This window comes from Tenacibaculum sp. TC6 (genome assembly GCF_050606265.1).
Lineage (GTDB): Bacteria > Bacteroidota > Bacteroidia > Flavobacteriales > Flavobacteriaceae > Polaribacter.
Window position 1 is genome coordinate 67,893 of sequence record NZ_JBOCUK010000010.1, and the last position, 25,167, is coordinate 93,059.

The 25,167-nt window shown below is 32.0% G+C and carries 20 protein-coding genes; 6 read left to right on the forward strand and 14 right to left on the reverse strand.

The window, feature by feature from the left end; translation table 11 throughout:
* The first annotated feature begins 54 nt into the window (after positions 1 to 54).
* Both ACQY1Q_RS07825 and ACQY1Q_RS07830 read left to right on the forward strand, forming a co-directional pair.
* Entirely contained in the window at positions 55 to 3,180 is a 3,126-nt protein-coding gene (locus ACQY1Q_RS07825) for a glycosyltransferase family 117 protein (protein ID WP_431004745.1), read from the forward strand.
* A 3-nt stretch (positions 3,181 to 3,183) separates the two neighbouring features.
* Positions 3,184 to 3,813, forward strand: a complete 630-nt coding sequence (locus tag ACQY1Q_RS07830) for a polysaccharide deacetylase family protein (protein ID WP_431004746.1) — start codon at positions 3,184 to 3,186, stop codon at positions 3,811 to 3,813.
* Here ACQY1Q_RS07830 and ACQY1Q_RS07835 read toward each other — a convergent pair.
* Both ACQY1Q_RS07835 and ACQY1Q_RS07840 read right to left on the reverse strand, forming a co-directional pair.
* Complete coding sequence (locus ACQY1Q_RS07835; protein WP_431004747.1) at positions 3,810 to 4,103, reverse strand: thioredoxin family protein; 294 nt, start codon at positions 4,101 to 4,103, stop codon at positions 3,810 to 3,812. The two genes, ACQY1Q_RS07830 and ACQY1Q_RS07835, sit on opposite strands and share 4 nt — an antisense overlap.
* An 85-nt stretch (positions 4,104 to 4,188) precedes the next feature.
* Positions 4,189 to 5,412, reverse strand: coding sequence for a metallophosphoesterase (locus ACQY1Q_RS07840; RefSeq protein WP_431004748.1), 1,224 nt, complete (start codon positions 5,410 to 5,412; stop codon positions 4,189 to 4,191).
* Positions 5,413 to 5,571: 159 nt separating this feature from the next.
* Between ACQY1Q_RS07840 and polA the strand changes: the two genes are divergently transcribed.
* Positions 5,572 to 8,397, forward strand: coding sequence for a DNA polymerase I (gene polA / locus ACQY1Q_RS07845; protein ID WP_431004749.1), 2,826 nt, complete (start codon positions 5,572 to 5,574; stop codon positions 8,395 to 8,397).
* A 103-nt stretch (positions 8,398 to 8,500) separates the two neighbouring features.
* On the opposite strand, the gene ACQY1Q_RS07850 is transcribed toward polA, so the two are convergent.
* From ACQY1Q_RS07850 to ACQY1Q_RS07890, 9 genes are all read right to left on the reverse strand, one after another.
* A complete protein-coding gene (locus ACQY1Q_RS07850; protein ID WP_431004750.1) occupies positions 8,501 to 9,076 on the reverse strand; it encodes a uracil-DNA glycosylase family protein in 576 nt (191 codons plus the stop codon).
* A gap of 336 nt (positions 9,077 to 9,412) precedes the next feature.
* Positions 9,413 to 9,775, reverse strand: a complete 363-nt coding sequence (locus tag ACQY1Q_RS07855) for a Na(+)-translocating NADH-quinone reductase subunit F (protein WP_431004751.1) — start codon at positions 9,773 to 9,775, stop codon at positions 9,413 to 9,415.
* A gap of 3 nt (positions 9,776 to 9,778) precedes the next feature.
* Positions 9,779 to 11,134 carry a DEAD/DEAH box helicase gene (locus ACQY1Q_RS07860; RefSeq protein WP_431004752.1) on the reverse strand — a complete coding sequence of 452 codons (1,356 nt, stop codon included), beginning with the start codon at positions 11,132 to 11,134 and terminating at the stop codon, positions 9,779 to 9,781.
* 594 nt (positions 11,135 to 11,728) lie between these two features.
* Complete coding sequence (gene nqrF, locus ACQY1Q_RS07865; RefSeq protein WP_431004753.1) at positions 11,729 to 13,039, reverse strand: NADH:ubiquinone reductase (Na(+)-transporting) subunit F; 1,311 nt, start codon at positions 13,037 to 13,039, stop codon at positions 11,729 to 11,731.
* Complete coding sequence (nqrE, locus tag ACQY1Q_RS07870; RefSeq protein WP_431004754.1) at positions 13,039 to 13,818, reverse strand: NADH:ubiquinone reductase (Na(+)-transporting) subunit E; 780 nt, start codon at positions 13,816 to 13,818, stop codon at positions 13,039 to 13,041. Before nqrE ends, nqrF begins: the two co-directional genes overlap by 1 nt.
* A gap of 30 nt (positions 13,819 to 13,848) precedes the next feature.
* Positions 13,849 to 14,493: an NADH:ubiquinone reductase (Na(+)-transporting) subunit D gene (locus ACQY1Q_RS07875; RefSeq protein WP_431004755.1), complete on the reverse strand. Its 645-nt coding sequence runs from the start codon at positions 14,491 to 14,493 to the stop codon at positions 13,849 to 13,851.
* Positions 14,494 to 14,495: 2 nt separating this feature from the next.
* Complete coding sequence (locus tag ACQY1Q_RS07880; RefSeq protein ID WP_431004756.1) at positions 14,496 to 15,236, reverse strand: Na(+)-translocating NADH-quinone reductase subunit C; 741 nt, start codon at positions 15,234 to 15,236, stop codon at positions 14,496 to 14,498.
* A 2-nt stretch (positions 15,237 to 15,238) separates the two neighbouring features.
* The gene (locus ACQY1Q_RS07885; RefSeq protein WP_431004757.1) at positions 15,239 to 16,444 is read right to left on the reverse strand and encodes an NADH:ubiquinone reductase (Na(+)-transporting) subunit B; all 1,206 of its coding nucleotides are present in this window, start codon (positions 16,442 to 16,444) and stop codon (positions 15,239 to 15,241) included.
* A 3-nt stretch (positions 16,445 to 16,447) separates the two neighbouring features.
* A complete protein-coding gene (locus tag ACQY1Q_RS07890; RefSeq protein WP_431004758.1) occupies positions 16,448 to 17,800 on the reverse strand; it encodes a Na(+)-translocating NADH-quinone reductase subunit A in 1,353 nt (450 codons plus the stop codon).
* Between the two features lie 161 nt (positions 17,801 to 17,961).
* Between ACQY1Q_RS07890 and ACQY1Q_RS07895 the strand changes: the two genes are divergently transcribed.
* From ACQY1Q_RS07895 to ACQY1Q_RS07905, 3 genes are read left to right on the forward strand one after another with little or no spacing between them, the layout of a single operon-like run.
* Positions 17,962 to 19,182, forward strand: a complete 1,221-nt coding sequence (locus tag ACQY1Q_RS07895) for a DUF5103 domain-containing protein (RefSeq protein ID WP_431004759.1) — start codon at positions 17,962 to 17,964, stop codon at positions 19,180 to 19,182.
* A 53-nt stretch (positions 19,183 to 19,235) separates the two neighbouring features.
* Positions 19,236 to 19,622: a Co2+/Mg2+ efflux protein ApaG gene (apaG, locus tag ACQY1Q_RS07900; RefSeq protein ID WP_431004760.1), complete on the forward strand. Its 387-nt coding sequence runs from the start codon at positions 19,236 to 19,238 to the stop codon at positions 19,620 to 19,622.
* 3 nt (positions 19,623 to 19,625) lie between these two features.
* Entirely contained in the window at positions 19,626 to 20,753 is a 1,128-nt protein-coding gene (locus ACQY1Q_RS07905) for a DUF3667 domain-containing protein (protein WP_431004761.1), read from the forward strand.
* A 49-nt stretch (positions 20,754 to 20,802) separates the two neighbouring features.
* On the opposite strand, the gene ACQY1Q_RS07910 is transcribed toward ACQY1Q_RS07905, so the two are convergent.
* The 3 genes from ACQY1Q_RS07910 to ACQY1Q_RS07920 all read right to left on the reverse strand — a co-directional run bounded on the left by ACQY1Q_RS07910 (position 20,803) and on the right by ACQY1Q_RS07920 (position 24,689).
* The gene (locus ACQY1Q_RS07910) at positions 20,803 to 22,134 is read right to left on the reverse strand and encodes a hypothetical protein (RefSeq protein WP_431004762.1); all 1,332 of its coding nucleotides are present in this window, start codon (positions 22,132 to 22,134) and stop codon (positions 20,803 to 20,805) included.
* A 5-nt stretch (positions 22,135 to 22,139) separates the two neighbouring features.
* The gene (locus tag ACQY1Q_RS07915; RefSeq protein ID WP_431004763.1) at positions 22,140 to 23,849 is read right to left on the reverse strand and encodes a hypothetical protein; all 1,710 of its coding nucleotides are present in this window, start codon (positions 23,847 to 23,849) and stop codon (positions 22,140 to 22,142) included.
* A gap of 168 nt (positions 23,850 to 24,017) precedes the next feature.
* Positions 24,018 to 24,689, reverse strand: a complete 672-nt coding sequence (locus ACQY1Q_RS07920; RefSeq protein WP_431004764.1) for a hypothetical protein — start codon at positions 24,687 to 24,689, stop codon at positions 24,018 to 24,020.
* Between the last annotated feature and the right edge of the window lie 478 nt (positions 24,690 to 25,167).

Consider the following 25,167-nt stretch of genomic DNA (forward strand, 5'->3'; position numbering starts at 1 on the left):
TAGTTAAAACACACTAGTTATTAGTACATTCGCAACAACTTATTAAAAAATTATATGAACGAATTCAACTACAAAAAATGGAATACTATTTTAGGATGGATTTCATTTGCAGTGGCTTTAGTTACTTATACATTAACACTTGAACCAACAGTGAGTTCATGGGATTGTGGTGAATATATTTCAACCTCTGTAAATTTAGAAGTTGGTCACCCTCCGGGAGCTCCGTTATTCCAAATGTTAGGTGCATTTTTTGCTATGTTTAGCTCAGATCCTAGTCAGTTTGCGGTAATGGTAAACTTCATGTCTGGATTGGCTAGTGCATTTACTATTCTTTTTATGTTTTGGACTATTACAGACTTAGCTAAAAAGATGGTAGAAAAAGATACTATAGTAAGTAAAAGTGAAGCTATAGCTATTTTAGGTAGTGGATTTGTTGGGGCTTTAGCTTATACTTTTTCAGATAGTTTTTGGTTTAGTGCTGTAGAAGGTGAAGTGTACGCCATGTCTTCTTTTTTAATGGCTTTATTATTTTGGCTCGGATTAAAATGGGAAAGTGAACTTACCTCCCCACGCGGTAACAAATGGTTAGTTATTATCAGTTTTGTAGTGGGGTTATCTTTTGGAGTACATATTTTATCATTACTGGTTATACCTTCTATTGTAATGATTTACTTTTTCAAAACGTATAAAAATATCACCATAAAAACCACCGCTATTGCTACCTTAATTTCAATATTTGTATTAGCCTTTGTTTTTAAATTATTATTTCCGTACACTTTAAAATTTTTCAGTATTTCTGAATTGTTCTTTATTAACCAAATTGGTCTTCCTTATAATTCAGGTACTATTATTGCCGGAATTATTTTAATAGGAATTTTCTATTTTAGTTTACGTTATACTCGTAAAAAAGGAGCCGTTATGGCTAACACCTTAATTCTATCTGTATTATTTATTATGATAGGATTTTCTTCATGGTTAATGCTACCTATTCGTGCTAATGCTGATACTATTATTAATGAAAATAATCCTTCGAGTGCCCGAGAATTATTAGCCTATTATGAACGTGAACAATATGGTGATGCAAATGTTTTTTATGATAAATATTACTCTTTTGCTTATAAGAGAGAACAAAACTCAGCAAAACCATACAAAGACGATAAGCCTAAATATGAAAAAAAGGATGGTAAATATGTTATTGTAAATAAATACAAAAACGTTTTACCAAACTGGTCAGACAAACATAAAGGATTTATCCCTAGAATGGTAGATCCGGGGTCTGAAGAACATTATAAAAAAATTGCCGGAATTCCAGCTAACAGTACAAGAAGACCTACTTTTTCTGAAAACATAAAGTTTATGATTGATTATCAGTTTGGCTATATGTATGGCCGTTACTTTATGTGGAATTTTGTAGGACGTCAAAATGATATTCAGGGACATTTAGATATTGAAAACGGAAACTGGATAAGCGGTATTAATTTTATTGATGAAATGCGCTTAGGTTCTCAACAAAACTTACCGGATGATATTAAAAACAATAAAGGTCGTAATACATATTTCTTCCTTCCTTTAATTTTAGGGCTTATCGGATTAATTTACCAAGCAGGAAAGGATAAAAAGAATTTATATACATTGGCTCTTTTCTTTGCTTTTACCGGTTTTGCTATTATTTTCTATACAAATCCAAAACCTTTTGAGCCAAGAGAGCGTGATTACGCGGTTGTAGGATCATTCTATGTTTTTGCTATATGGATAGGTTTTGGAGTACTAGCCTTATATGATTACTTTAAAACGTATGCAAACAAACAAACGGTTGCTATTGGTGTATCTGCCATTTCATTTATTGCTGTTCCTGCGCTTATGGGATTCCAAAACTGGGATGATCATGACAGAGCCGACAGGTATTTAGCTCAGTTAAATGCTCAAACTTATTTAGAAAGTTGTGATCAAAATGCTATTCTTTTTACGATTGGTGATAATGATACTTTTCCGCTTTGGTACATGCAGCAGGTTGAAGGGGTTCGTAGAGACATTAAGATTGTTAATACCAGTTTATTTCAAACTGACTGGTATATTGACCAAATGAAAAAGAAAACCTATGAAGCAGATCCTATTCCATCAAACTTAACTCACGATCAATATAAATACGGAACGTTAGATTTAGCATACTATATACCTCATCCTAGATTTAAAGATTCAATTATATCTATTAAAGATTTTATGAGATGGATTGAAAGTGATAATGATGCTACTTATTATATTGATGAGGAAAATGATGTTAGAGAAAAGTTTTACCCAACAAACAAAATTCGTATTCCGGTAAATAAAGAAAATGTATTAAAAACCGGATTAGTATCTGCCAAAGATGCTGATAAAATTGTAGATTATATTGACATTACCATTGACAAACAAGGTATTTCAAAAAACCGAATTTTAATGTTAGATATCTTGAATAATTTTGATTGGTTACGCCCTATTTATTTTACAGGTGGAGCAAGTGCAGATGATGAATATATTTGGCTTAAAGATTATCTTCAATTAGATGGTATGGCCTATAAATTAGTTCCTATTAAAACTCCTAACAAAAACAAATCAATGTTTGACATGGGACGTATTGATACTGATAGAATGTATGCCAATGTTAAAAAATGGGATTGGAAAACGATTAATAATGAAGAGATTTATTTAGATGAGCAAAGCAAACGAAATGCTATCTCATTAAGAAATAATTTAATGCGTTTATCTGAAGAATACCTTGTTCAAAAAGATACTGCACATGCTAAAGAAGTATTAGACCTGTCTTTAGATAAAATGCCAATCCAAGATTTTGATCATTTTAGTCTTTCTTTAGGATATCCTGAATTGTATTACAGAATGGGTGATACTGTTAAAGCTAGAGAAACAGCAGAAACTTTAATTAAAATATTCAAACAGTACCTAACCTATTACAGTACATTCTCTGAAGATGATGTTAATTTAGTGATTGATAATATCGATACTAATTTATACATGTATCAAAATGTTGTAAGACAGGTGAACGAATATGATAAAGACAAAGAGTTTGCTGATAAAATCTTTAAAGACTTTGTAAATGTTGGTAGGTTATTCAGACATTTAATGCCTGCAGACGAAGAAGATAAAAATCCTTTATTAGATGGTTTAGATACTATTAAACCTTAAAAAATGAGGTTATACTTTATAAAAACACCACGTATTATCAAGAATTTATTTTCACGATATACGTGGTCTTTTTTTTCTGATACTAAAGTTGTATACCTAACTTTTGATGATGGTCCTATTCCGGAAGTTACTGAGTTTGTTTTAAAACAACTTAAAGCCTACAATGCAAAAGCCACCTTTTTTTGTATTGGTGATAATGTTCGAAAACATCCTTCCGTTTTTCAGCAAATCAACAAAGAAGGACACAGCATAGGTAATCATACTCACAATCATTTAAACGGATGGAAAACAACCGCAAGTGAATATCTTTCTAATATTGAAAAAGCTGAACATTTCATTCAAGAACCAACAACAAAACTATTCAGACCGCCTTACGGAAAAATTACACGAACGCAAAGTTCTCATCTCATTCGTAAAGGGTATAAAATAATTATGTGGGATGTACTTTCTGCTGATTTTGACACAAGTATATCTAAAGAAACTTGTTTAAATAACGTGCTTAGGAATACAAAAAAAGGAAGTATTATTGTTTTTCACGACAGCATAAAAGCTAAAGAGAAGCTTTATTTTGCCTTACCAGTGGTTTTAGATGAATTGTCTAAACAAGGTTATGTATTTAAAGCGATACCTTAAACGTATTGCTGCACTAAACCTATAAGAGTATTTGCGTCTTGCTCTCCGGTTTGACGCCATTTCATTTCCCCGTTTTTGTAAATCATAAATGTTGGGTTTCCTTTAACACGTAATGCTTCAGCTAAAATTTCATTTTTTCTAATATCAATCTTAATTACTTTAGCTTTATCACCCAAAGCAGCAGCTACATCACGTAAGGTGTCTAAACTAGGTTCAGACTCACTCCAATCCGCATAAAAATCTATCAACACGGGTTTATTGATGCCTATAATTTCACCAAATTTTGTCATAAAAAACAATATTTATCTATAAACCGTCTAAAAATAGTAATTTTTTGTTATTAAAATATTAAATAACCTTTAAAAACAAGAAAAATCAGGCTTTTTTTAATTCTATAACTGTTATTTCAGGCCATATTCCTACCCTACCCGGAAAAGCATGATAACCAAAACCTCTGTTTACATTAATATACCTCCCCATTTCTTCATATAAACCAGCCCATTGTTTGTAAACATATTGAGACGGACTCCATCTAAAAAAACCAGGAATTTCAATACCAAACTGTAAACCGTGCGTATGTCCGCTTAATGTTAACTGATAATTAAAATCGTCTTTTTTTACCTTATATTCCCAATGACTAGGATCATGGCTCATTAAAATTTTGAAATCCTCTTGATTTACGCCTTCAGAAGCTTTTTTTAAATCACCTGCTTTATTAAATCCTTTCCCCCAATTTTCAACACCTACTAAAGCTATTTTTTGACCCTCTTTTTCAAGATATCTATGTTCATTGAGTAACAAGTCAAAACCAATGGTAGGATGGATGTTTTTTATAGCTTCAAAATTGGCTACTTTATCTTCTTTACTCTTCCAAGTGGAATAATCACCATAATCATGGTTTCCTAAAATAGAATATTTACCCATAGGTGCCTTTAATTGAGAAAAAACAGCTATCCAATCGTTCATCTCGTGTGCAAAATTGTTTACAATATCACCGGTAAACAAAATAACATCAGACTCTTGTTGATTGATTAAATCAACTCCATAACTTATTTTTTCTTTATTATCAAAACTTCCTGAATGAATATCTGTAATCTGAGTAATGGTAAAACCATCAAAAGCTTCCGGTAAATCTTTAAAACTTAGCTGATATTTAAGCACTTTATAATTATACTTTCCTTTAAAAATACCATACAACAAACTTGCAAAAGGTATTGCTGCTAGGCCTAAAGCTAATTGCGATATAAACTTTCTTCTCCCTTCTAAACTTTTAGTTTCTTCAGTCGAAAAAAATGAAATTCCTCTTTTAACCCAACGTACCACATCTTCTCCAAGCATAAAAAGAACCATGATTAACTTAGGTAATAATACTAACAACAAAATTCCGACTGCCCATTGAAATTGTCTGGTTTGTCCGGAACTTCGGTCTGATGAAAATATTACATAGAAAAAGTTAAGATAAGCAACTGCTCCTATCAATAACCACCCGTAACGAATTATTCTATTTTTAGTAAGGACTTTTACCGTTTGAAAAGCATATGTTTCAAAAACAATGATAATTACAGATATTATAAGTAAGGGAAAAAACCAACGAGGCATAATTCTATTTTTAAAAAACATGTAAAGATACCGCTAAATATAAAAATCAATTTTTAACTTCTTGTTAAAGTTTCGTAGCTTTACATGCTACAATTTCTTCAAGGTTACTTGATTTTAAGTAGCCTTAAACTAATTAATTTTTAACAGGCTTTATCAAAAATGGCAAATAGAAAACGACTTTTTTTACTGGATGCATACGCATTAATATTTAGAGGATATTATGCTTTTATTAAAAACCCCAGAATAAACTCAAAAGGATTAGACACTTCAGCTATTTTAGGTTTTACCAATTCTCTTTTAGATGTTATTAAAAGAGAAAAACCAGATTATTTGGCTGTATGTTTTGATAAAGGAGGAAGCGTTGACCGTGTTGAAGTTTTTCCGGAATATAAAGCTAACAGATTGGAAACTCCTGAAGCTATAAAAATTGCCGTTCCTTACATTGAACAGATATTAGAAGCCATGAAAATTCCTGTAATAGTGAAAGAGGGTTATGAAGCTGATGATATTATAGGAACTCTAGCCAAGAAAGCAGAAAAAGCAGGATTTGACACCTATATGGTGACACCGGATAAAGATTATGCCCAATTAGTTTCTGAACACATTTTTATGTACCGCCCGCCAAGAATGGGAAATGGTTATGAAAAATGGGGTGTTGAGGAAGTGAAAGTTAAATTTGAAGTAGAAAACCCGGAACAAGTAATTGACTTCTTAGGAATGATGGGGGATTCTGTAGATAATATTCCCGGATTACCAGGTGTTGGAGAAAAAACCGCCAAAAAGTTTATTGCTACTTATGGTAGCATGGAAGGACTGTTTGAAAACCTTCATGAACTAAAAGGCAAAATGAAAGAAAAAATTGAAGCTAATCAAGAGTTAGGTTTACTTTCTAAAAAACTGGCTACTATAATACTAGATGTTCCGGTTGAATTAGAAGAAGACAAACTTATTTTTGAGCAGCCAAACATAGATAAAACCATTGAAATATTTAGTGAATTAGAATTTAGAAGACTTGCTGATAACTTCAAAAAAACGTTTGACATAGCAAGTGAGCAAACCTCTACAGAAAATCCTTCACAAAAATCATCTCCTACTTCTGCCTCTCAGCAGTTCGATTTATTTGCTGCTCCCGGTAGTGGTCCTTTAGCAAAAGAAGAAATCAACACTGGTTTTAGAACTATTGACACAACTGATCATTTATATCAGGTTGTTGACACTCCTTTAGGTAGAAAATTACTACTTAAAAAATTATTGCAACAAAGCTCTGTATGTTTTGATACAGAAACTACAGGATTAAAAGCGCTGGAAGTTGAATTAATTGGAGTTGCTTTTTCGTGGGAAGTTGGTAAAGGTTATTATGTAGCTTTTCCGGAAAACCAAGAAGAAACTCAACAAATTATTAATGAGTTTATTCCTTTTTTTGAAGAGGAAACTATTGAAAAAATAGGACACAACTTAAAATACGATATCAAAGTACTTTCAAACTACCATATTAAAGTAAAAGGAAAATTATTTGATACTATGATTGCGCATTATCTGATTAACCCAGATATGCGTCATAACATGGATGTTCTTGCTGAAACATACCTAAACTACCAACCTGTTTCTATCACTGAATTGATTGGTAAAAAAGGAAAAAACCAATTATCAATGCGAGAAGTTGAATTGCCTCAGCAAACTGAATATGCGGTTGAAGATGCTGATGTTACTTTTCAGCTAAAAGAGCATTTTACTAAAGAGCTTGAAAGCGGTAATGTTACCAAACTGTTTGATGAAGTTGAAATACCATTAGTTTCTGTGCTAACTTCCATGGAAATTGAAGGTATTAATTTAAATACGGATTTTCTTAAATCTTTATCTAAAGATTTAACTACCGATATACTTCAACTTGAACAAAACATTTACGAACAGGCCGGAGAAGAGTTTAATATTGCTTCTCCAAAACAATTAGGACCTATTTTGTTTGAAAAGTTAAAACTGATAGACAAACCTAAAAAAACAAAAACAGGTCAATATTCAACAGCAGAAGATGTATTATCATATTTAGCCAACGATCATAAAATTGTAGCTGATATCTTATTATATCGTCAATATAAAAAACTACAAAGTACTTATGTAGATGCGCTTCCGGGTGAAATTAACCCTAAAACAGGAAGAATACACACGATTTATGCACAAGCAGTAGCGGCCACAGGTAGATTGAGTTCAAACAATCCTAACTTACAAAACATTCCTATCAGAACACAGCGAGGACAAGAAGTTCGTAAGGCTTTTATTCCACGAAATGAAGAATACGTATTATTAGCTGCCGATTATAGCCAGATAGAACTTAGAATTATTGCTGCCTTAAGTGAAGAAGAAACAATGATTGAAGCATTTAAAAATGGTGAAGACATTCATGCTTCTACAGCTTCAAAAGTATTTAAAGTACCTATTACAGAAGTTACAAGAGAACAAAGAAGCAATGCCAAAACAGTTAATTTTGGTATTATTTACGGGGTTTCTGCTTTTGGTTTAAGTAATCAGACTTCTTTAGACAGAAAAGAGGCTAAGGCCTTGATTGATGCTTATTATGAGACCTATCCTAAACTTCGTAGTTATATTTCTAAACAGGTAGATTTTGCTCGTGAACATGGCTATGTTGAAACCGTATTAAACAGAAGACGTTATTTAAAAGATATTAATTCACGAAATGCCATTGTAAGGGGTGCAGCAGAACGAAATGCCGTGAATGCTCCTATACAAGGTAGTGCTGCTGATATTATTAAGCTAGCCATGATTAACATTCATCATCGATTTGAAAAAGAAAACTTCAAATCTAAAATGTTATTACAGGTACATGATGAATTAGTTTTTGATGCACATAAAGATGAATTAGAGATTATCAAACCAATTATTAAAGAAGAAATGGAAAATGCCTTTACTTTATCCGTTCCTTTAGAAGTAGAAATCGGAATTGGACAGAATTGGTTGGAGGCTCATTAAATTTTTAAAAGCAACTTAATGGTGCAATGTTTTTTAATGCATCATTAAGTTTTTTTATAAAAGGTGAAAACCGGCATTTCTAGCTCATAAATATTAATTAAGCTCAATATTTCTTTTCTATTATTTGATGTATTCTTTGTTGTAATTCAACTATTACATGTTGTTCAAACCAAGGGTTTTTAGTTAACCAAAATCGATTTCTGGGAGATGGGTGAGGTAATACAAAATACTCCGGCAAATAGCTTTTATAGTTATTTACCGTATCGGTTAACGTTTTAAGTACTTTATCTTTTAAATAATAGTTTTGAGCGTATATACCTATTAACAATATTAATTTAATATCCGGCATTTTTTCTAGCAGTAAATCATGCCATTGTGGAGCACACTCTTTTCTTGGCGGTAAATCGCCCGACTTTCCTTTTCCGGGGTAACAAAAACCCATAGGAATAATTCCAAAATTAGATGTATCATAAAACTGTTCAGGAGTTACGTTAAGCCATTTTCTAAGCTGTTTGCCACTAGCATCATCCCAAGGAATACCAGATGCATGTACTTTTGTTCCGGGTGCCTGACCTACTACTAATATTTTTGAGGCTTCACTGGCAAAAACCACAGGCCTTGGTTGTATATCATTTTTACAGATATCACACCTCCGTATTCTTGTAAGCAACTCTTTCATGCAATAAAGCTAATAAAAAAACACTCGCTTTAACGTTAAAGCGAGTGTTTTCCTTCAAACCTTTTTGTATCTTTTTAGTGATTAATTGCGTATCCCGCAGCTTTACCGAATTCAGCTAAAATAAAAGATAAGTTTTTAAAAAGGTTTTGAATCCCCTTAAGTAATTTTTTTTCCATGATTATTAATTATTAAATTCCCCAGTACAAATTTAATACACAACTAATTGATAATCATCAGGTTTTTCCCCTTTTTTACTTTTTTTAGTAAACTTTTTATATAAATGGTAAGAAATTAATTATAGTTCTTATAAAATTTTACATAATTGGTAATGCCCTTCTATAAGATTTTTATAAAATCCTCAAAAGCAATATAATAAGGTTTATCTTTAAAAACAGGAAGTTCAATACTTTCTGCATTTGCTATTCCAATACCCGCAAACCATACTTTAGCATTTTGTTTTTTAGCATGTTCTTTAAATGTTTCCATCCATAAAACATCATATTCTTGAGGTGTTTGTATATTATTAGTAACTTTTACCAAAACAAAAATTGTAGGTTCACCTTTTTTAAATAAAACGAATTGAGGATGTTTTTTTAGAGTACTATTTACCGCTACAAATTCATATCCCATCTTTTGCAGCTTTTTTCCAGCTATATTCATCCCCAAGTTATGCAACTCTTGTTCCGTAAGTATATGCATTACTTATTTTTTCTTTTTACGCTTATTAAAGTTTTTATCACCTCTTGTCTTAGGCTTTTTATATTTTTTAGCAATCTCTCTTCTATAAGAACCTCCTAAATTAACCTTTTTATTTTTTTCTTTCTTTTCATGAAAAGCGTCACCGGGAACATATTCTTGTGATGTTCTGTTTTTTGACTGCTCCCTATCTTCTTTAGGTCGCTCTTCATCTGTTAACTCTTTTGATATTTCTACATATTCCGGTATCTCTAATAACGGAATAGTATAATTCATTAGCGCTTCAATTTGTTTTTTAGCTTCTTGCTCTTTTTCTGTGGCAAATAAAATAGATTTCCCTTTTCGTTCTGCACGCCCGGTTCTACCAATTCTGTGCATATAATTTTCAGGATAATCTGTTGGATTAAAATTAATTACATGTGTTATTTCCTGTAAATCTAATCCTCTGGCGATTACATCTGTTGCTATTAAAATTCGATGGTTTCCATTATTAAACTCTTCTATAGATCGCAAACGATAATTTTGCGTTTTATTCGAATGTATCACACAAACTTGTCCTGGGAACTCTTCTTCTATTAAATTAAAAATTCTATCCGCATTACGTTTATTAGGTGCAAAAACTAACACTTTACTAAACTCACTTTTATTAAATAATAATTCTTTCAGTAAGTTTATTTTAGTGTAAAAATTAGGAATGTTATAGGCTGTTTGGTCTATATTTTCTAGAGGTGTACCACTAACTGCTATAGCTATTTTTTGAGGAGCTATAAAATAATCATCAATCAACTCTTCTACTTCAGTAGTCATAGTTGCAGAAAACATAATGTTTTGGCGTCGTTCCGGCAGTAAATCAAAAATATTTAACAACTGAAACCTAAACCCTAAATCTAACATTACGTCTACTTCATCAATTACCAGTTTTTGTACTGATTTTAATTTAAGAACATTACTTACTGCTAAATCATATAAACGACCCGGAGTAGCTACCAAAATATCTGCTCCCTGTACAACTGCTTCTTTATGTCTATTTAGATTTACACCTCCATACACCCCCAAAACGCGTACAGTAATATACTTTGCCAATTTTTCTATTTCCTCAACAACCTGTACTACTAATTCTCTTGTTGGCACTAAAATAAGCACCCTTGGATGTAATTGTTTTGAAAACTTTAAATCTCTCAGTATTGGTAATACATACGCAAATGTTTTACCTGTACCGGTTTGTGCAATACCTACCATATCTTTTCCTGATCTTACGATAGGGAAAGCCTCCTCCTGAATAGGAGTTGGGTTTGTAAATCCAAGTTCTTCTATAGAGTTACATAACGGATTTGATAAATCTAAATCTTGAAAAGAAACCATTCTTATAAAATTTTCACAAAGGTACGGTTTCTATTTTTTAGAATAGAAATACTTTTACGTTCTTATGATGAAAGCTTAACTACTTTATTTAAAAGTGATACATATAAAAATGTAGCTCTACAATTAAGACACTTAAATTTTTTACTCGAAAATAGAAGTTTTTGTAATAAGGATCTTCTTTTTCTTCTAATGTATACCGATTGACAGCATGGACAGTTCATATATATTTTGTTTTCTTTATACAAAATTATTTAAAATACTACTCCACTCTCTCACCCTTTTTGGGTGGTTTTATACAATACGTTTAGCTCTTTTCTTTTTTGAAGAATAGTTTTTTACACTTACCACATTTATACTTTTTGGCTGATGTAAATAATTTTTCTAAAAAGGATCTTTTCACTCTTTTTATAACAAAAGAGTTACATTTAGGACAATTCATCGGGATTTACATTACAAATATCCAAAATAACAATCTAATTATTAAAAAAAAATTTCCAAACGGTTAAATTTTGTTTATAAACGATTCTTTATAAAGCATAAAAAAACCGATACAAAGCAATGTATCGGTTTTTTTTAATCTTGTTACTATGATTTTTATCCTCCAAAATCATCAAAACGTATATTCTCGTCTGGGATACCAAAATCTTGTCCCATTTTTTCTACCGCTTTGTTCATTAATGGTGGCCCACAGAAATATAATTCAATATCTTCCGGAGAATCATGTTTACTTAAGTACTGTTCTATAACACAGTTATGAACAAACCCAATAAAACCGTCTCCTTCTGCATCAATATTTTCTTTCACTTTCCAATTATCTTCCGGTAATGGCTCTGATAGAGCTATATGGAATTTGAAGTTAGGGAATTCTTTCTCTAATGCCCAGAAGTGCTCTAAGTAGAATAATTCACGCTTAGAACGCCCTCCGTACCAATATGATACTTTTCTTCCTGTTTTTAAGGTTTTGAATAAGTGATATAAATGAGAACGCATTGGTGCCATACCTGCTCCTCCACCTACGTATAACATTTCTGCATCAGACTCATTGATAAAGAACTCACCATAAGGTCCAGAAATAGTTACTTTATCTCCTACTTTTCTTGAGAATACGTATGAAGATGCAACTCCCGGATTTACATCCATCCATCCTCCTTTAGCTCTATCGAACGGTGGAGTAGCAATACGAACGTTTAACATTATTTCACGTCCTTCTGCTGGATAAGAAGCCATAGAATATGCTCTCTCAACTGTTTCTGGGTTTTTCATGACTAAAGGCCATAACTTAAACTTATCCCATTCTTCTTGGAATTTGTCTGGAGTTTCGTGCTCTTCAGGGTGCGCTGTAATATCCATATCTGTGAACTTAATTTCACAAGGTGGGATTTCAATTTGAATATACCCTCCTGCTTTATAGTTCATATCTTCTGGAATCTCTACTACGAATTCTTTAATAAATGATGCTACGTTATAGTTACGTACTACTACTGCTTCCCATTTCTTAATTCCGAAGATTTCTTCCGGAATTGAAATGTCCATGTCTTGTTTTACTTTAACCTGACATGCTAAACGAGCACCGTGTTGTAATTCTTTACGAGTAAAGTGTGGTGTTTCTGTTGGTAAAGCTTCACCTCCACCTGAATTTACGTGACATTCACATTGAATACACGATCCTCCACCTCCACAAGCTGATGGTAAAAATATTTTTTCATTACCTAAAGTTGATAACAACGTTCCTCCTGAAGGTACTTCAATAGTTTTATTACCATTGATTGTAATTTTAACAGGACCCGACGGTGCCAACTTTTGCTTTACAAATAATAATAAAGCTACTAATACTAAAAGTACCGCTAAAAACGCTAATACTGTAATAGCAACTGTTCCTGCTGTGCTTACTTCTAAAAATACCATTATTCTGTAATTTCTTTAGTGTTATTAGCTAATTCTTCTGTTTCCTTCTTAGGTTCTTCTTTTTTCTCTTCTACCTCTACCTCAATAACTTCTTCAACTTTTTGTTCTTTCACTACAGTAGAAGTAGTCGTAGCTTTCTCTTCTTTTTTTCCGGCATCATCACCTCCTGTTAACATACCTCCGAAACTCATAAATCCGATAGCCATTAAACCTGTGGTAATAAATGTAATACCTAACCCTCTTAAGGCTGGTGGTACTTGAGAGTAACGGATTTTTTCACGAATAGCTGCAATTGCTAAAATAGCTAAGAACCATCCGATTCCTGAACCGATACCATATACGAATGATAATCCTAACGTTGGAATTTCACGAGATTGCATAAATAACGACCCTCCTAAAATTGCACAGTTTACTGCAATTAACGGTAAGAAAATACCTAGAGAGTTATATAATGCCGGTGCAAATTTTTCAACAATAATTTCTACCAATTGTACCATGGTTGCAATTGTAGCAATAAACATGATAAATGATAAGAAACTTAAGTCATAATCTGCATATTCTGCGCCTAACCATTTTAAAGCTCCTGGTTGTAATAAATATTGATCTAACAACCAGTTTACCGGTACTGTTACAGCTAATACAAAGATTACTGCAGCCCCTAAACCTACGGCTGTTGATACTTTTTTAGATACGGCAAGGTATGAACACATTCCTAAGAAGGTAGCAAATACCATGTTGTCTATAAATATCGACTTGAAAAATAATTCTATATGTTCCATTCTTCTTTTTTTTAATGAACACTAACTAAGTTAGTCTTCAATTAATGCTTTATTTCTTGAACGCTGTACCCAAATAATAATACCCACAACGATTAATGCCATTGGTGATAATAACATAAATCCGTTGTTTTCATATCCTAAAGCATATAATCCTGTTTTCTCAATAGGATCACCTAACACTTTATATCCTAACAAAGTACCAGAACCTAATAATTCTCTAAAGAATCCTACGATTACTAATATTAAACCATAACCCGCAGCGTTACCTATACCATCTAAGAAAGATCTCCAAGGCCCGTTACCTAAAGCAAATGCTTCAAAACGTCCCATGATAATACAGTTGGTAATAATTAATCCTACGAATACTGATAAGGTTTTACTTAACTCGTATGCATATGCTTTTAATACTTGATCTACAATAATTACTAAGGCAGCTACCACTACTAACTGTGCAATAATTCTAATTTTAGAAGGAATGATGTTTCTCATTAAAGAAATAACAACATTTCCTATTGCTAATACAGCCATTACCGAAATAGCCATTACAATAGCAGCTTTTAATTCTGCGGTAATTGCCAATGCAGAACAAATACCTAATACTTGAATGGTAATTGGGTTGTTATCTGCTAACGGATCTTTGATTAATGCTGCGTCTTTTTTTGATAAAAGTCCCATAATTAATTTAATGTTTTAAAATAAGGCACATACTGTGCTAATTCTGATTTAATCATTGCTGAAACTCCATTACCAGTAATAGTTGCTCCTGCAATTGCATCTACCTCATTATCGTTTTTATCTTCGTTCTTAGGATCTCCATTTCCTTTTGCTACATTAATTCCTTTAAATACACCATCTTTCATCATGTTTTCACCTGCAAAATCATCCATAAAGAAACGTTGTTTAATGTTTGCTCCTAACCCTGGAGTTTCTCCTTTATGATCAAAGAACACTCCTTGAACAACCATGTTTTTATCCATAGCTACATATCCCCAAATAGCATCCCAAAGACCTTTTCCTCTAATAGGGGCGATGTAGTAAGTTTTTCCGTCTTTCTCTCCGATAAATAAAGGTAACTTTCTTACTTTACCTTCTTTAGCAGCTGCTTGTTGTTTTTTAACATCAATTAAATACGCTTTATTATCTTCAGTAACTTTATCACCTTCGATAACTATTTGTTTTTTGATGTATTTAGCAAACTCATCTGCTACTTTATCTTTTGAAACGAAAATTACACTGGTTTCATCATTTTCATTTACTCCCATAGCATACAAAATATTTTGTTGCTTTTCGATACGCTTATTTCCGTCAATTGTAGGGCGAAGTGATGATGCTGTAAAAGCTAACAACGCACCCACTACCAATACCATTCCTATTGCGAATAATATTGTATATACATTACTATCTGTCTTCTTACTCATAATTAGGCAGTTTTAGCTTTTAAACGTTTTACTCTTTTCTTCACATTTCCTTGTACTACGTAGTAGTCAATTGTTGGAGCAAAAACATTCATTAATAAGATTGCTAACATTACTCCTTCCGGATATGCCGGGTTGAATACACGAATCATAATCGAGATAAACCCGATAAAGAAACCGTAAATCCATTTTCCTTTATTAGTTTGTGATGCAGTAACCGGATCAGTAGCCATAAATACAATTCCGAAGGCAAATCCTCCTATTAGTAAATGTTTCCAGAAATCTAAACTCATTAATCCGTAAAACTTACTTGTTTCAGTAATCCATCCCATTGCCACAACTTGGTTAAAGATGAATCCCATTACTAAAGCTCCGATAACTGAAGACAACATAATTCTCCAACTTCCTATTTTAGTAAAAATTAAGAATAACCCTCCTAATAAAATAAGTAAAGTTGATGTTTCTCCAACTGATCCCGGAATAAATCCAAAGAACATATCAGATACTGAATAATGTAATGGTTGTGATTGTGCTAAACTACCTAAGATAGTTTCTCCTGAAATTGCATCAGCAGTTCCTGCTAATTCTCTAGCTCCTTGTACCCATACTTTATCTCCAGACATCCAAGTTGGATATGCAAAGAATAAAAATGCACGAATGGTTAATGCCGGATTTAAAATGTTCATTCCGGTACCTCCGAATACTTCTTTACCAATAACAACTCCAAATGCTACTGCTACTGCTAACATCCAAAGTGGTAAATCTACCGGTACAATTAAAGGAACTAACATTCCGGTTACTAAATAACCTTCTTCTATTTCATGTCCTTTAATGATACAGAAAATAAATTCAATAGCTAAACCAACAACATAAGATACAATTACTAGGGGTAAAATTTTAATTAAACCAATTAAAAAGTTATCCATATTCCAGAAGCTTCCGCTAAAGAAAGACATTCCTTCTGTGTATCCATTTACAGCAGCATTGTGTTGGTATCCTGCGTTAAACATACCAAATAGTAAACATGGAATTAAAGCCATAATTACTGTATTCATGGTACGTTTTAAATCATCCGCTGCCTTAATATGAGTTCCGCCATGCGTTACCTCTTTTGGCATATAAAGAAAAGTATGGAAACCACTAAATAACGGGAACCACTTTTTATCTTTATGTTCTTCTCTAAAATTATCTAATTTTTGTTTTAAGCTCATGTCTTATCCTAATTCTGCTCTCATTAAATCTAATCCTTCACGAATGATTTTTTGATGAGGCTGTTTTGAAACACAAATAAATTCGGTTAATGCAAAATCTTCCGGTGCAATTTCATAAGCTCCCAGACCTTCCATTTCATCAAGATCTTTATACATACAAGCTTTTAATAACTGCATTGGGTAAATATCTAACGGGAATACTTCTTCATAAGAGCCTGTTACTACAAAAGCTCTATGCTCACCATTGGTATTGGTGTTTAAGTCGTATTTTTTCTTAGGGTTTAACCAAGAGAATGTTAAGGCTCTAGAGGTAGATACTTTATTAAACACAGGCTTATTCCACCCGAAAAGCTCATAGTCATTACCTTCTGGAATTGCTGTTATTTGATTATCATAGTATCCTAAGAAACCATCTTCAGCAACTTGTGTTCCGGTTAATACATTTCCGCTTATAATACGTGCATTGTCTGCATCTAAATTTCCTTTAACAACGTCAGCAATTTGTGCTCCTGCTATTGCAGTAACATATTGCGGTTTGTTGAATTGAGAACCTGTTAAAGCAATTGTTCTGGTAACATTAAACTTACCGGTTAACAACAACTCTCCTATTACCACTAGGTCTTGCGGAGTAACTACCCACACAACTTCTCCTTTATTAATAGGGTCAATTTGTGCTATTTGAGTACTTACATTCCCTACTGGGTGCGGACCAGAAACTTTGTGTAACTCTACTCCTTTCATTTCTCTAAACGGAGATAATGTTGAGCTCTTAGCTACTGAAACATGTACTTTACCTGTTGTTAACTTAGTTAACGCAGTTAAAGCTGTTTGCAATTCAGCTTCTTTACCTTTTAGTGAGTAATCATAATCAGGTGCTAAAGGTGCACTAGCATAGGCAGATACAAAAATTGCTTTAGGTGCTTGATTAGGATTTGCAATCACGTCGTACGGACGTTGTTTTACAAATGGCCAACAACCTGAAGCAAACAAGTGATTTTTCACTTCTTCTCCAGACATTGCATCAACATCTTTTTTACCAAAATCTTTGTATTCCTGCTTACCATCAGCAGTGATTTTAATTGCTAAAACTTTTCTTCTTGCTCCACGAACGATTTCAGAAATTTTACCACTTACAGGACTAGGAAATAAAATACGCTCATCACTTTTGTTGTAAAAAAGTGCTTCACCAGCTTTTACTTCTGTACCTTCTTTTGCTAAAATTTTTGGGATTACGCCGTGAAAATCATCTGGTCTTATTGCAAAAACACTACCTAAAGAAAGTTCGGTAGTTACTTGTTCTGCTTCACCAACAAGCCTGATATCCAGACCCTTTTTAATACGGATGTCTTTTGACATAGTAACAGATTAATTTGATTTTCTTAAAAAACACGCAAATTTAAAAATTTTGAAAACCACATTAGAGCAAATCCTTTTTTATCTTTGATTATTTCATCTATTTATATTAATTCTAAATAAAAATCCTTTTTTTGGCTTATATTTTGATATTTTTGTTATCTATGAATAAAATCGTATTTATCTTTTTTCTTGTCTTAACCTTCAATACGCTTAATTCTCAAAATATTAAAAGTATTCAATTAAGGCCCGTAAATAACGTTCGCAACTTTAGCTCAATAGCTAAATTAGGAACGGTACTAGAATTGTCTTTTGATGATTTAGATGCTGATAGTAAGGAATATTACTATAAGATTGAACACATGACTCATGATTGGAAACCTAGTAATTTAACCAGTAATCAATACATTGATGGTTTTGAACAAAACACTATTTTTGATATCACCAACTCATTTAACACCTTACAGCCTTATACGCATTACTCTGTTTTTTTACCCAATAACAATACTATTATTACCAAAAGTGGTAATTATTTAGTTTCTGTTTTAAACGGAGATTATGAAACGATTTTTACACGTAGATGTGTTTTTTATGAAGATATTTCTACTATAGGAGTCGCTGTTTTCAGAAGCCGAAATACAAGTAACAGTAACAGAGAACAAACTGTTCAGTTTAGAGTTAACCACCCTAATTTAACCATCAACAATCCTAATCAGGAAATTAAATCAGTATTGATACAAAATAATGATTGGAATACAGCAATTACCAATATACAGCCTGTTTTTATAAAACCTTATCAATTAATTTATAACCACACACAACTCACCAATTTTCCGGGTAATAATGAATATTTGAATTTTGACACCAAATATGTAAGAAGTACCAGTCTTAATATAGCTAAAGTGGAAAGGAAAGATGTATATAACTCTTATCTTTTTACAGATGAGCCAAGAGCTGACAGACCCTACACTTACAATCCGGATATTAACGGTCAGTTCATTATTAATACGCTTGATACAAACGATTCCAGAGTTGAAGCTGATTATACGTTAATCCATTTTTCATTGTATGTAGAAGAACCTTACCCTAACAAGGATGTTTATGTATACGGTGCTTTTAATAATTTTGAATTAACTGAAGAAAATAAAATGACCTACAATAGTTCTTCAAATACATACAGTGCCTCTATTTTATTAAAACAGGGATTTTATAATTACAATTATGCCCTTGTTGACAGTAACAACCAAATTAACCTAGAAGACATAGGAGGTTCTTTCTTTGAAACTGAAAATGAATATACTGCCATTATTTATTATCGTCCTATGGGTGGTTTTTACGATCGGGTTATAGGAGTTGGAAATGGTTTTTTTAACCAAAACAGATAAGAAAATTACCTCTACACTATAAAAAGTCAGATTTTATAAGTATTTTTATTTTCATGTTTCAACAAATTACTAAAGGTATTAAGATTTCCGTAAAGACTCAGTACAATGGAACGAGGTATCGTGGTCATGTAACCTACTATGCTTTTAGTTATTTTATTTCTATTGAAAACATTTCTTCACAAACCGTAAAATTACTAGAGCGTTTTTGGGTGATTTATGACTCACTTAACAATACTGAATATGTAAGCGGTGAAGGTGTCATAGGAGAAACGCCAACGATAAAACCTAATGAGGAATATAATTATCAATCTAACTGTTTTTTAATTTCATCAATTGGAGCAATGAGTGGAAAATACAAAATGATTGACACCACAACTCTTGAAGAATTTTTTGTAGATATTCCTACTTTTCAACTGATGACAACTCCTATGCTTAATTAACTAATGATAAAGAGAAGCAAAGCGTTAGCAATAAAAGATCTTGATTGTTTAAACTGTGGTTATCCTTTTAGCGGGCATGAAAAATTCTGCCCGGACTGCGGTCAAGAAAACAAAGGTAGTAGAATTACTTTTTTACATTTCATGCATGAAATATTCAGAGGTTTTTTTTCGTGGGATGCTAAATTTTGGAAAACCTTATTTCCTTTATTAATAAGCCCTGGAAAGGTATCAAAAGATTATATTTCAGGAAAACGCAATCGTTATTCTAATCCTTTTCGATTTTATTTAACCGTTTCCGTTCTGTTTTTCTTATTGTTAAGCGCCAGTGAGACGTACAAAAAGATTAATAGCCTTAATGAAAAAACTTCATCAGAAGAAAATATTGAGCTTAACTTAACAACTATCAATAATGTTGATACGGTTAATAAAGATTCTTTAACTCAAGCCCTTATTCAAGATATTGAACATAAACAAAGTTTAGCTGCCAAAAAACTTAAAGATTCTGCACAGAAAAACCCTATTACCGTAGAAAAAGCAATTACAAAAAAGTATACAGCTACTGAAAGTCTTTTAGGAGGAAATAAACTTTTAGATACATTTATAAAATTTAACAAAGTAAATCCAACACTTAAAACGGATGCCGCTCTTAGTCAACTACACTTACCTAAAAATTTTTCTAATCGTTTTTGGTACTCCAGAGCTATTATAATTAACAAAATTGCTCAAGATAAAGAAGAGCGTACTAAGTTTTTACAGCAAATGGTATCTTTAGGTTCTATTGCTCTTTTTATTTTACTTCCTTTATTTTCTTTATCACTTAAAATCATATACATCAGAAGAAAATTTACTTATGTTGAGCATTTAATTTTTGTTTTTCACGTACAGACCGTTTTTTTCTTACTGCTAATTATTTTCTTCTTGTTGGATTTAGCTACGCCTGCAAATATTGAAAACACAAGTTTTATCTTTTTCTCTTTGTTTGCTCTTTATTTATATCTGGCTATGAAGAAGTTTTACGACCAAGGGTATTTCAAAACTTTCTTTAAGTTCTGTTTAGCTAATTTTTTCTTTATGTTTTTAACTGCAATAGGAATTACAACGCTTTCAGCAATTGTTTTTGCTCTTTATTAAAAATAGAGAAGCATTAAAAACATGAATATTAAAGGTAAACTAACGTTATTTAGTTTACCAAAGAAAGAAGTTCAAAAGCAACTCCTTTTGAGTTATTTTTAAATTCTATTTCTGCACTAAATTTATTATCAGATTTTATAGATACTATTCCTTTTTTCAGAGATGTTAGAAATTTATTTTTAAACGTATAAACTTGTTGAAGTTTTTCAACATCAACCGTTGCTTTAAACTTCACCTCATTCATTTCTCTTTTTAAAATACTACTCTCTTTATAATTCCCTGAATGTAAAACTATTCCGTCCGGTATTTTTTTCACGGTTGTTTTAAAAAACGGATTGATTGTTAAAATCATTTCTTCTTCTACCTGTTTAACAACTTCTTTTTCCAGCAAATAATCATACATTCTCTCTCCTTTAAGCATTGTGGCAGAAACCGGTATACTACTCGTTTGTAGTTGCTTTTTCTCTATTTTATTAAAATCATCATCATATTCATACGTAATGATTGTGTCTTGTTTCTTTTCTAGTGAAGCTACCGTTATATTAACTTCTCCATTCCAAAAATTAGCTAAAGAATCTAGTGATAATGTTGTTAGTTTTTTAAGTTTATCTTGTTGTTGTTTATCTAGCAATGCAATTGTTTTATGAGGATTCAATTTACCTGAAACGTTTATTATAGCATTTGACGTAGATATCGCATTATACGACAAAAAAAGCTCTTCATACTCCCCTAATGTTCCGTCAGCTTTTAGTTTCCGATCTTCTATATACAATTGAATACTTCCTTCTTTTTTAGTAACTGCCGTTAAAACAGCATCTTCTTTTTTTAATTCCTTTATCAGATTATGACTTTCAGGCAGAAACTCTTCAGTATTGACAACACTATTTAACACTGCTTCAACAGCTACTTTATCTTTACTCAATAAAACAATTAATTCATTTTCTTGTACTAAATAAGTGCTATTGTTGTGTGTATAATACGTGTTGTTTTTATATTGGTTTTTAAGCGCTTGTTGTTGATTAAAAAACTGTTCTAACTTCTGTTTATTTTTTATCTGAACACGACTACTTATCCAAGTATTTTTAAGGTTTCCGGGACAACTAAAGAAGAATACATCTGAAGGAATTGTAACGCAATTTAATAAGGTTAACTTTTTTTCTTTAGAGCGTGATGTGTTGGTGTTCTCAAAAAAAGAAAAAGGGTGTTTTATAAAACTTTTAATGGCGCAAAACTCTAATTCTCGTAGATTAATACGGATTATCTTGTCTGCTGAAACCGGTATTTTATTAGCGTAATTCACGGTTGGATTGTATCTAAAATAACCAACCGTGAATATAATCGCTATGATACTTGCAATTAGGTATAACGCTTTTTTTATCATTTAGCTTATTTTGCTACCTCATTAATAAGTGACAACAATAATTTTAATGTGTTTTCTTCTTTTCCTTGTGTGTTTAATTTTACCTCTGTAGAAATGGTGCTTCCGCATACTTTTGAAACTCTTAGGTAAGCGTCTTTCAAATTAGCATTTGAAAAATTTATCATTTTACCTTCAGACTTACTTACGTAGTTTTTAGGGATTTTGTTAATGATTTTATTTACATCTGCATACACAACACTGGCATTTTTCTTTATTAACTTACTGTGCTTTGTTGATGTGAAATTAGTTCTTCCTGCTCCTAAATTAACAGCATTTGTTTTAGAAGAGGTGAGGTATAACACCTCATCTTTTACCACTACATATATATCGAAAGGTAATTCTTTTTTAACAGCAAATTCATACACATTGTTATTTATCAGGATTAACTTATGCTTCTGTCCTATTTTAAGAATTTTCTCCCATATTTTTCTTTCTTCTGACCCAATCATTAACGTAAAATCAGGCACTACTGTTTTTTTAGTTTTAGTTACTTCTTTACGATTATAGTCTTCATCATATTCATACGTCTTATAACTTACTTCTTTTTCTACAAAATCATTCAATACAAACAGCGCGTCTCCGGTAATTAATTTTCCAATAGCTTCTTCATCTAAAATAATTGACAACAAACTACCTACGATATCAATTTCTTCTTTTACAGAAGGAATAAGCCCTCCATACATTTGATTCACTAATTCAGGATATTGAATTAAGGCTTCTTTTACACTCATAGATACACTCCAGAAAGCTAAAGCTTTATCATGATTAAAGCTATTTACAAGTTTGTTGTTTATTTTTTTATTATATATTTTTTTGAATGCTTTTTTCATTCCTGAACTCACCTCCATATCTAACAAAATACTTGCACTTCCTTTTTCAAAAAATACGTTGGCAGCTACCTGCTCTATTCCGTATATGTTTTTACCTCCTTCTAAGGTTAAGTAGGATACCGGTAGTAAATTGTTTCCGTACGAGCTAATTATGTTTGACATTAGCTCTCCATAATTAGGAATCCATAAGGTAGCTGAGCTGTTTTTCTTTTTACTTTCCTGAAATTTTTTATTGGTACTTACTGTATTTGAATAGTTGCCATTCAGAATATTTAAAGCTTCTTGCTTTATCCATGATTTTACTATTCTCTTCTTAAAAGCATAGTTTGATTCTTCTTCTTGTTTTAGTTGTTCAAAACGCTCTTTATGCTCATCAAAATAATTGTTTGATTTATTGGCATTAACAACTAACAGCATTTGATCATTCCAAACAGAAATTTCTCTAGATCCTAATATATAACTATATCCGTTTTCTGTCTGAACATCTTCTAATTGATACTCTTTTAATGTAGATTCGTATTGTTTTCTATTATTTAACGGCAGTAGTATATTGTGATAAGAAACACTGTCTGTATTCTTAAAAAAGTAGTACATATTTGATTTTAAATCTATACCAATGTTTTCTACCGAATTAATTTTATCTTCTCTTCTTCTGTTTATTTTTTTTAAAACTTCTTTTCCTATAGCACTCGAATCTATATCTGAAAACTTAATTAACTTAAATACATTTTCTGCATTTCCGGTAATAACAACATCTGCCGTATTAGGTATTTTAGTTTCTAGTTTTTGTGCATTTAGTGTAAAAAATGAATTTACCAGCAATAGTGTAGCTATCGTTTTTTTCATTAGTTTATTTTATTGTTTTTAATTAGTCAGATGTAATTTGCCAATAAGTATCTCTGTGACTATCAAGATTTGTAATGGCTCATTTCATGTATTATTCTTGTTTATTTATTGAGTGTTTTATACTTAACACAGATTGTTAGTTATATAGAAATACAGCTGTTTTTCTTTTTAATTTTCCAGTTGTATGGTATTTTTTATAGTTTGTTTGTTAGCAATAATATCTTGCGCATTTAAGCGTAACATTACCGCTTTTTTGCTTTTTGCTATTTTGGCTTCTTTGTTAACGCATAATTTCACCGGTGAGGCAAAACGATAAATTCCGGTGTAACTCGCTGTTTTAAAAATTTCTCTATCTGAAGTTTTTGTCTTCTGAAATTCTTTTCCAATATTAAAATGGTGGCTTCGAACAAATGTTTTACTCGTGTTATTAAAACCAAAGTGTTTGTGTTTTTTTATCTCTTGTGCCAGTTTTTTAGAACTGAAATTTACCAGTACTTCATTAAGGGTTTCTACTTTATCAAAATCACATGAAATAGCCACTATAAACTCATCAAAATTCAACGTACTTTTTACATTACTTATGCCTTTGGTTGCTTTTATTTTTTCAACCACCTCTTTCACATGATTTTTAATCGTTATTTTAGACGGAACTTTATATCCGTTAATACTATCAAGTAACATGATAGAGGCCAATTTTGTTTTACTTTGACTTAAATTGACTGTAAATACAGCACTTCCGGAACCATCTTTATTCATAGCTATTTCTTCAACAAACTCAAAACAGCCGGTAAGGAAAAATAATGAGAGTATAGAAATTACAATCTGTTGTTTGTATTGCATTTTATTTTTTTGCAAACATACCAAAAAACAGCTTTATAGCTTAAGCAAAACAATAAGTGTTGTGCTTTATTTATTATTCGTTTATGTATTTGTTGGTTAGTGGTAGGATCTTGGTAGTTAATGGTTACTAACTCTTTTCAGGCCTAGAATGGGCGTTACACTCATGCAGCATGGTTTCCAGAACTCAGAATTGGCATTACACTCATGCAGCACGGTTTCCAGAACTCAGAATCGGCATTACACTCATGCAGCACGGCTTCCAGAACTCAGAATCAACATTACACTCATGCAGCACGGTTTCCAGAACTCAGAATCAGCATTACACTCATGCAGCACGGTTTCCAGAACTCAGAATCAGCATTACACTCACGCAGCACGGTTTCCAGAACTCAGAATCAGCGTTACACTCACGCAGCACGGTTTCCAGAACTCAGAATCAGCGTTACACTCACGCAGCACGGTTTCCAGAACTCAGAAT